We start from the raw sequence: 7041 nt of genomic DNA on the forward strand, positions 1-7041 counted from the left end.
TCAAAGCTATGGCTCTGAAACTAACTGTATTTCATATTAATAAATGGCTAACAAACTGTTTAAGAGTGATTCGCAACGCGTGGCATTTTCACTATGCGTTGCGTTTGGTGTTTAAGGTGGTATGCAGTGGCATCGGTATTGCGTTGCTCACACCTTAACAGGGCGTTATGCAACTTTTTACTTCCTGAGAAATGATAGGGGTTATTGGAGTTATAAAAATAGACAAGCTCTCTATTTGGGGTTAGTATAACCCCATTGTTTAATCGTTTTAGAGGACTTGTAATGCAAAGCTCTGAACTCATCAAGTTGGTGAGCAAAAGAGGGTGGGAGTTGGTTCGTATCACTGGAAGCCATCACCATTTTAAACACCCGGATTTTGTACACATACTTTCTATTCCTCATCCTAAAAAAGATTTAGGGAAAGGGTTAGTAAGTAAACTTATTAAGGATGCGGGGCTTTAGCCCCTAATCCAAGAGTTTGGCTTAAACTATTTAAGGTGGTTTACGCGGACTAACAAATGCTTTAAGAGTGATTCGCAACGCGTGGCATTTGTGGTTTGCAGTAAATTTGAGGCATCGGTATTGCGTTGCTTACACCTTAACAGGGCGTTATGAGTTATTAGGAGTTTAGTTTATATGTTATATCCAATTGCAATCGAGGTAGGGAATGACATCCACGCTTACGGAGTAGTAGTACCCGATATTAAAGGGTGTTTCTCTGCGGGCGATACATTGGATGAAGCTGTAATCAATGCAAAAGAGGCTATAGAAATTAATCTTGAGCTGCTAGCAGAGAATGGTGAATTGCCGCCAGTAGCTAGTGATTTATCTGAGTTACAAAAAAATAGCGAGTATAAAGGGTGGGCATGGGCAGTTATTGATATTGATATTGAACCTTATATGGGGAAATCATCAAAAATAAATGTCACTTTACCGGATTTACTTAAAAAAAAGATAGACGACAAAGTAAAGTTTAATAGTCAATACAAAGATAGATCTCACTTTTTGCAGGTTGCGGCGAGGAATGAACTAAACAAATAAGTAAATCCCCAAAGCTTGCATAACAAAGCGTTTAAGAGGGATTCGCAACGCGTGGCATTTTTTATTATGCGTTGACTTTAGTGTTTAAGGTGGTTTGCGGCGGCATTTGTTGGCGTTGCTCACCCCTTAACGCGGCGTTATACGAATGAGGAGGATTCGTGAAAAAGTGGAAGTTTGTATTCTGGGTAATGTGTTTCTTAACGGTTTTAAGCATTATTCAACTCCCGTTTTCTGAAGAGTTAAGTATTGGAGCATTTATAGGCTCATTTATATCCGCAATATCTCTTGTCAGCTTCTACGGCTTCAGTTATCGAGTTGCTGTCGGTAGCAAAGTGCTAGCGATCATCATCTTTGGGATAAATGCACTTTCCATGCTGGGCTTTGCGATATTTAGTGTGTTCTTCTTACTGACTTATCTAAGCCCGGGAACCTTGTTCTTTTTCGTTACAGGAATGGGACTAATGTTTGTTTACCTGTATCCGTTGTATATGTATGCATTTAAATCTACAGAGATTTGGCAGCTGGAGTAATTCGTATAACAAACTGTTTAAGAGGGATTCGCAACGCGTGGCATTTTCACTATGCGTTGGTGTTAGTGTTTAAGGTGGTATGCGGCGACTTCGGTATTGCGTTGCTCACCCCTTAACAGGGCGTTAAATGCCTAAAGATGATTACATGATCCAAATCAATTAAGTGTTTGTTTGCATACGGCTCTAATTCTCTATAACTATAGTTAAGTTAGGCTTCTATAAAAGGAGATTAGCTATGGATGAAGTAAAAGGGGTCGCAAAACCTGATAGTGAACTAGTTGCTTGTGAAGATGATAATTGCAGTAATCAAAAGCAATCGGTATCCAACATAATTATTTATGCTCAAGAACTTTTAAAGCGAGTGAATGAAGTAAAAATGACTCCATTTGAGTATCAGCAGATTTTAGAATTGGAAGATTACTTGAAAGGTCGGCTTCGGAACTACGGTATAGATTTTCTGAAGCTACAAGGGCAGGTTTTTAAAAACGACACAGACAGTGAAGTGCTTAATTTAAAAACTCTTCCGGATAAGGTCAGACTTGAAATCGAGCCGCTAATAAAGCCAGAAGCTAAAATCACTCTGATTCTTGATGGCGACGGAAATATTGTTGGTGTGTATGATGGAAATCAATGTCTTCCTGTAGAATAAGGCATTTAACAATCTGTTTAAGAATGATTCGCAACGCTTGGCATTTTTGCTATGCGTTGCGTTTTGTGTTTAAGGTGGTATGCGGTAGCTTCGGTATTGCGTTGCTCACACCTTAACAGGGCGTTATATGCTTCTACAAAACGCTATACTGAAATGGGTTTTGGGAATAAAATTTGTGTCACATCTGTTTGAGCAAGTTTATGCGCATAAATACTGACACATAATGTACAACGAAAATAATGAAAGCTTGGGAAAACAAGCGTTTGAGGCACTAAAAGCATTACTATCTCTTCCATTTCTAATGATTACGATAGTATTTAATGTTGGCAAAATCATAGCCGCAATGACGCATATTGTTTGGAAAGCTGCTGATGATGCAGCAAAAGATGAAAAGCGTAAACCCAAAGATAATGTCGTAGTTGACGTAACACCTACTTATCGACGTAGAGCTCAATTTAACCAGAATCGAATTCGCAGCACTGAAAACGCCGTTATCTATGATGCTCTACCAGGGGCAACTATTAATGCAGAGACTGTTATGTACGATGAGCTGTCGGCAATTTCTGTTATTGACAAAGTGATCACAGATAATGGGAAATACATTATCCGGTTTGTGTGCAACACACCGACAAGTGTGGTTGCGAGTTATCGAAGTACTTTAGCATCTAAGCATTCAGGCTATGTAGTGTCGTATAGAAAAGGGGTTAATACAGATCGGATGTACATCCAATTAAGACCACGATAAATCTGGCTACGCATATAACAATCTGTTTAAGAGTGATTCGCAACGCGTGGCATTTTCATCATGCGCTGGTTTAAGTGATTAAGGTGGTATGCGGGAGCTTCGGTATTGCGTTGCTCACACCTTAACAGGGCGTTAGGCGCCATGAGGCAGTATGAAAAACAAGATTGTAGATCTCTTTGCATCAAACACTGAGTCGGTGATCGATCTCGTATTATCAGACGGGTTGCTCAAGGATATCCCCATTATCGGGAACATAGTTAGTGTGTTGCGGATAGGGCAGGATGTTTCAAATCATTTGTTTGCTCAAAAACTCAGTGCATTCCTAGAGCATTTGAGAACTCATGGTCAACGAGAGTCATTGGATGCACTCAAAGACCAAAGTAAGTTAGAGGCTCTTGGTACAAATATGATTTTGGTTATCGACAAGTCTAATAGTGTTGATAAACCAAAGTGGCTTGCTCATGCGTTTATCGGTTTATCTGATGGTATGATTGATATCGACCTATTTGATAGGTTGGTTTATAGCATCGATTCCTTTTCGCCAGCTTTGAAAGGGACTTTACTTAAGTATTATCACCCTCCGCAAGCTGCAATAAGTCAAAGTGAGCATTTCAAACGTAACCCTGAGCACGCAGAAGAATTGTCAAACCAAGGGTTGCTGCGTCGTGAGTTTCAGTTAAATTCCATAAACAACTCATATTCTGTTAAGTATGCTAAGACTAGTTTAGGGGCAGCATTAGCAGAAGTGATAAGAAAAAGCGCCTAACAAACTGTTCAAGAGGGATTCGCAACGCGTGGCATTTTCACTATGCGTTGGTTCAAGTGATTAAGGTGGTTTGCGGCGGCTTCGGTATTGCGTTGCTCACCCCTTAACAGGGCGTTATGTGGTTGGAGAGAAATTATGAATCCATCAGCGGTTCTTGTTCATGTCCCAGATGTAGCGAAAGGGCTTGAATGGTACAAGAAAGCTTTTCCAGAAGCCGTTCCGGTTTACCATCCTGGCTTTGATTTCACGGCGCTTGATCTAAATGGTTTCTCACTAGAAATAGTCCAAGCAGACAAAAAGGTTGGTGCTGGTAAAAGTGGCACAGTTGTTTACTGGTCAGTAGATAACTTATGTGTTGCGCTGGCTCATTTTGAACAACTCGGTGCATTCCTTTATCGTGGACCAATGGAAATTGAAGATGGGCTTTCAATGTGCCAAGTTGAGGACCCATTTGGAAACTTAATAGGACTACGTGGGAAAACCACATAACAAATTGTTCAAGAGGGATTCGCAACGCGTGGCATTTTTACTATGCGTTGGTTTTAGTGTTTCAGGCGGTATGCGGCGGCACCGACATTGCGTTGCTCACCCCTTAACAAGGCGTTAGTTGCTTCAAGGAGTTGAAGCTATGTATAAACAATCGGAAGTTAACAAAGCATTGATAACCATCCTTTTGATTCTCAGTGCGATTATAGTTTTTATCTCTAGTTATATCGGAGGTGTGCTCATAGCTTTGGCAATCAACCTTGTTATAGGAACATTGTTTTACTCGATGACGATCGAAGTAAATGGGAATAAAGTTTGCTGGTATTTTGGTCTTGGGTTTCTTCGTAAGGAAGTCGAAGTTTCAAGCATTACAGAAGTTTCAATTTATGAAACTAAGTGGTATCAGGGCATCGGAGTTCGTATGTTAAAGGACGGCTGGCTGTACAATGCTTCAGTAGGTAAAGCCCTTAAATTAAAGTTGTCTAGTGGCAAAAATATTTACCTTGGGTGCAAAGACGTTGAAGGTCTTCAGTTAGCATTGGCATCCACCAACTAACAAACTGTTTAAGAGTGATTCGCAACGCTTGGCACTTTTGCTTCTACTTCAAATTTAGTGTTTATGGCACAATGCGTTAGGTTGGGTGGAGGCGTTGTTCACCCCTTAATTGGGCGTTATAACACAGAATCAACTTCTTGCTCAAAAGGGTCAGTTGAACTATTATTTGTACGTTATTCTGTACCAATGGGAGTTCAATATGAGTCGTATTCATTTCGATCAAGATATTCAGCCTTTATCTGAGTTTCGTGCCGGTGTAGCTTCATACATCAAACAAATCAATGAGACTCGTCGTCCATTGGTTATTACGCAACGTGGCAAAGGTGTTGCTGTTGTTCTCGATGTTGCTGAGTATGAAGCAATGCAAGAGAAAATCGAATTACTAGAAGAAATGCGCACAGCAGAAGCTCAGTTAGCTTCTGGTCTTGGTGTTTCCAATGATGATGCGCGTGCTCAAGTACTTGGGCGCATTAAGAAATGAAAGTAGTCTGGTCTCCATTAGCACTTCAGAAACTAGGTGATGCAGCGGAGTTTATTTCTTTGGATAATCCACCTGCGGCAGAGAAGTGGGTAAACGAAGTCTTTGATAAAACTGAACTCCTTGGAAGTATGCCTGAAATGGGGCGGTTTGTTCCTGAAATGCCCCATACGAATTATCGTGAAATCATCTTTGGTCACTATCGTATTATCTACAGTTTAAGTCACGAAATTCGCGTACTAACAGTTCGTAATTGTCGTCAAATTTTATCGGAAGATGACGTGTAAAACTGTGTTATAACAAACTGTTTAAGAGTGATTCGCAACGCGTGGCATTTTTGCTATGCGTTGCGTTTAGTGTTTAAGGTGGCATGCGGAAGCATCGGTATTGCGTTGCTCACACCTTAACAGGGCGTTAGTCGCCAGAAAAAGCTAGCAATCAAAATCATGTTTCTGAGCTTAATATTTAGCAGCTGTTTGCTTGGTACACCGATTAATCGTCGATCATCAGAACTTAGTTTTAGCTGTTTTAATTCCAAAGTTTTGTAACTGCTCTAGCGGTTGTTTTGTTCTTTGGTGCTGATAGAGCAGGGCAATCAAGAGTCTGTTTTTGGTTGCAACTCCGCTCGGTGAGTTTGTCGGTACAAAAGTCGATTTACTCGCTGAAATGACGTTTTCTCTGGTGTGGTAAGTTCCACGTGGTTTCAGTGACTTTGTTGAAGGTCCGCACTGTTAGATTGGTTTTCCAAAAGCGCTTGTTGGTGTTGTCAGTCCGTTTTCTACGACGTTTTATGTTCCAAGTGGTTTCATTGAGTAGGCGCTTTGAAACTACGCCTGACTTAAATGCATCAAAACACATAAAGTTTGTTGTTCGCAAAGTTTAGTTCGGCTTAAATTTGTCGCTCGGTGCCTCGCGACTAACAAACTGCTCAAGAGGGATTCGCAACGCGTGGCATTTTTACTATGCGTTGATTTTAGTGATTAAGGTGGTTTGCGGCGGCTTAGGTATTGCGTTGCTCACCCCTTAGCAGGGCGTTAACTGGCAAGGAGAAAAATGGAAGTTCAGCTAGTAAAAATAGAACGAGAAGAGCGGCATGTACTTGAGAATTTGTTCTGCTACTACGTATACGACATGTCAGAGTATATGAAATGGAATCCAGCTAAAGATGGTACGTTCGGAGGGTACGATGTCTCAAAGTTCGACCCTTATTGGAATCGAGATGATCATATTCCATATTTCATAAAGGTGAATAACGAACTCGCAGGTTTTGTTCTGATTCGTCGTTACCCTAGTGACTTAACACTTTACGACGTTGCCCAATTTTTTGTTCTACGTAAGTTTAAAGGTCAGGGCGTAGGAAAGCTTGTTTTGGCGCAAGTCGTTAAAGCTTTTCCGGGTAAATGGCAAATCCGAATTCTTTTGGAAAACTCAGGGGCACTCAGTTTCTGGAAGTCTGCTGTTTCCAATATCGTAGGCGAAGACTATACGTTGTCAAAAGCGAATGACGTGGATCTTGTCATGTTCTTTATCCACTTTGAGGCAGCCAGTTAACAAAGCATTTAAGAGTGATTCCCAACGCTTGGCATTTTTGATGCCATCGTTGGGTTTTGTGTTTAAGGTGGTATGGTTAGGTGTTGTGGTAGCGTTGCTCACACCTTAATGCGGCGTTATGTGAACAAAACTGAGATTGATGTCGAGTTTATGAAAATATGATGCTCGACAGTTTCTGAACTGGAACAAATACTATTTCAAATTATAAGCTTGGAGCGTCAGCATTGTGAGGTTTGTTT

11 protein-coding genes and 1 pseudogene are annotated in these 7041 nt (G+C 40.8%); all 12 read left to right on the plus strand.

The features are described from left to right. Positions 1 to 282: 282 nt before the first annotated feature. The 12 genes and pseudogenes from ABMY42_RS25965 (at position 283) to ABMY42_RS26020 (ending at position 6802) form a co-directional block, all read left to right on the plus strand. Positions 283 to 462: a type II toxin-antitoxin system HicA family toxin gene (locus ABMY42_RS25965; protein WP_038970002.1), complete on the plus strand. Its 180-nt coding sequence runs from the start codon at positions 283 to 285 to the stop codon at positions 460 to 462. Positions 463 to 636: 174 nt separating this feature from the next. After that, on the plus strand, positions 637 to 1041 hold the full coding sequence (locus ABMY42_RS25970; RefSeq protein ID WP_140390344.1) for a type II toxin-antitoxin system HicB family antitoxin: 405 nt from the start codon (positions 637 to 639) through the stop codon (positions 1039 to 1041). Between the two features lie 158 nt (positions 1042 to 1199). Continuing rightward, a complete protein-coding gene (locus tag ABMY42_RS25975; RefSeq protein WP_045381734.1) occupies positions 1200 to 1571 on the plus strand; it encodes a hypothetical protein in 372 nt (123 codons plus the stop codon). A 235-nt stretch (positions 1572 to 1806) separates the two neighbouring features. Then, on the plus strand, positions 1807 to 2220 hold the full coding sequence (locus ABMY42_RS25980) for a hypothetical protein (protein ID WP_225458454.1): 414 nt from the start codon (positions 1807 to 1809) through the stop codon (positions 2218 to 2220). Between the two features lie 223 nt (positions 2221 to 2443). Beyond that, the gene (locus ABMY42_RS25985; protein WP_349266960.1) at positions 2444 to 2965 is read left to right on the plus strand and encodes a hypothetical protein; all 522 of its coding nucleotides are present in this window, start codon (positions 2444 to 2446) and stop codon (positions 2963 to 2965) included. Positions 2966 to 3116: 151 nt separating this feature from the next. Next, the gene (locus ABMY42_RS25990; RefSeq protein WP_349266961.1) at positions 3117 to 3731 is read left to right on the plus strand and encodes a hypothetical protein; all 615 of its coding nucleotides are present in this window, start codon (positions 3117 to 3119) and stop codon (positions 3729 to 3731) included. A gap of 135 nt (positions 3732 to 3866) precedes the next feature. Beyond that, a complete protein-coding gene (locus tag ABMY42_RS25995) occupies positions 3867 to 4220 on the plus strand; it encodes a VOC family protein (RefSeq protein WP_349266962.1) in 354 nt (117 codons plus the stop codon). 139 nt (positions 4221 to 4359) lie between these two features. After that, positions 4360 to 4773: a hypothetical protein gene (locus ABMY42_RS26000; RefSeq protein WP_349266963.1), complete on the plus strand. Its 414-nt coding sequence runs from the start codon at positions 4360 to 4362 to the stop codon at positions 4771 to 4773. Positions 4774 to 4972: 199 nt separating this feature from the next. Beyond that, a complete protein-coding gene (locus tag ABMY42_RS26005; protein ID WP_000086647.1) occupies positions 4973 to 5254 on the plus strand; it encodes a type II toxin-antitoxin system Phd/YefM family antitoxin in 282 nt (93 codons plus the stop codon). After that, on the plus strand, positions 5251 to 5538 hold the full coding sequence (locus ABMY42_RS26010) for a type II toxin-antitoxin system RelE/ParE family toxin (protein ID WP_015296903.1): 288 nt from the start codon (positions 5251 to 5253) through the stop codon (positions 5536 to 5538). Before ABMY42_RS26005 ends, ABMY42_RS26010 begins: the two co-directional genes overlap by 4 nt. 2 nt (positions 5539 to 5540) lie before the next feature. Next, positions 5541 to 5658 (plus strand): annotated as a pseudogene (locus ABMY42_RS26015) (DUF3265 domain-containing protein). Positions 5659 to 6304: 646 nt separating this feature from the next. Beyond that, complete coding sequence (locus ABMY42_RS26020; protein WP_321460170.1) at positions 6305 to 6802, plus strand: GNAT family N-acetyltransferase; 498 nt, start codon at positions 6305 to 6307, stop codon at positions 6800 to 6802. Positions 6803 to 7041 lie beyond the last annotated feature (239 nt).

This window comes from Vibrio sp. SSH13-20 (assembly GCF_040104475.1).
Classification (GTDB): Bacteria; Pseudomonadota; Gammaproteobacteria; order Enterobacterales; family Vibrionaceae; genus Vibrio; species Vibrio harveyi.

Coding starts and splice junctions, on each gene's coding strand:
- ABMY42_RS25985 (WP_349266960.1), top strand. CDS start 2,444: ATGTACAACGAAAATAATGAAAGCTTGGGAAAACAAGCGTTTGAGGCA.
- ABMY42_RS26005 (WP_000086647.1), top strand. CDS start 4,973: ATGAGTCGTATTCATTTCGATCAAGATATTCAGCCTTTATCTGAGTTT.
- ABMY42_RS25970 (WP_140390344.1), top strand. CDS start 637: ATGTTATATCCAATTGCAATCGAGGTAGGGAATGACATCCACGCTTAC.
- ABMY42_RS25980 (WP_225458454.1), top strand. CDS start 1,807: ATGGATGAAGTAAAAGGGGTCGCAAAACCTGATAGTGAACTAGTTGCT.
- ABMY42_RS26010 (WP_015296903.1), top strand. CDS start 5,251: ATGAAAGTAGTCTGGTCTCCATTAGCACTTCAGAAACTAGGTGATGCA.
- ABMY42_RS26000 (WP_349266963.1), top strand. CDS start 4,360: ATGTATAAACAATCGGAAGTTAACAAAGCATTGATAACCATCCTTTTG.
- ABMY42_RS26020 (WP_321460170.1), top strand. CDS start 6,305: ATGGAAGTTCAGCTAGTAAAAATAGAACGAGAAGAGCGGCATGTACTT.
- ABMY42_RS25965 (WP_038970002.1), top strand. CDS start 283: ATGCAAAGCTCTGAACTCATCAAGTTGGTGAGCAAAAGAGGGTGGGAG.
- ABMY42_RS25995 (WP_349266962.1), top strand. CDS start 3,867: ATGAATCCATCAGCGGTTCTTGTTCATGTCCCAGATGTAGCGAAAGGG.
- ABMY42_RS25990 (WP_349266961.1), top strand. CDS start 3,117: ATGAAAAACAAGATTGTAGATCTCTTTGCATCAAACACTGAGTCGGTG.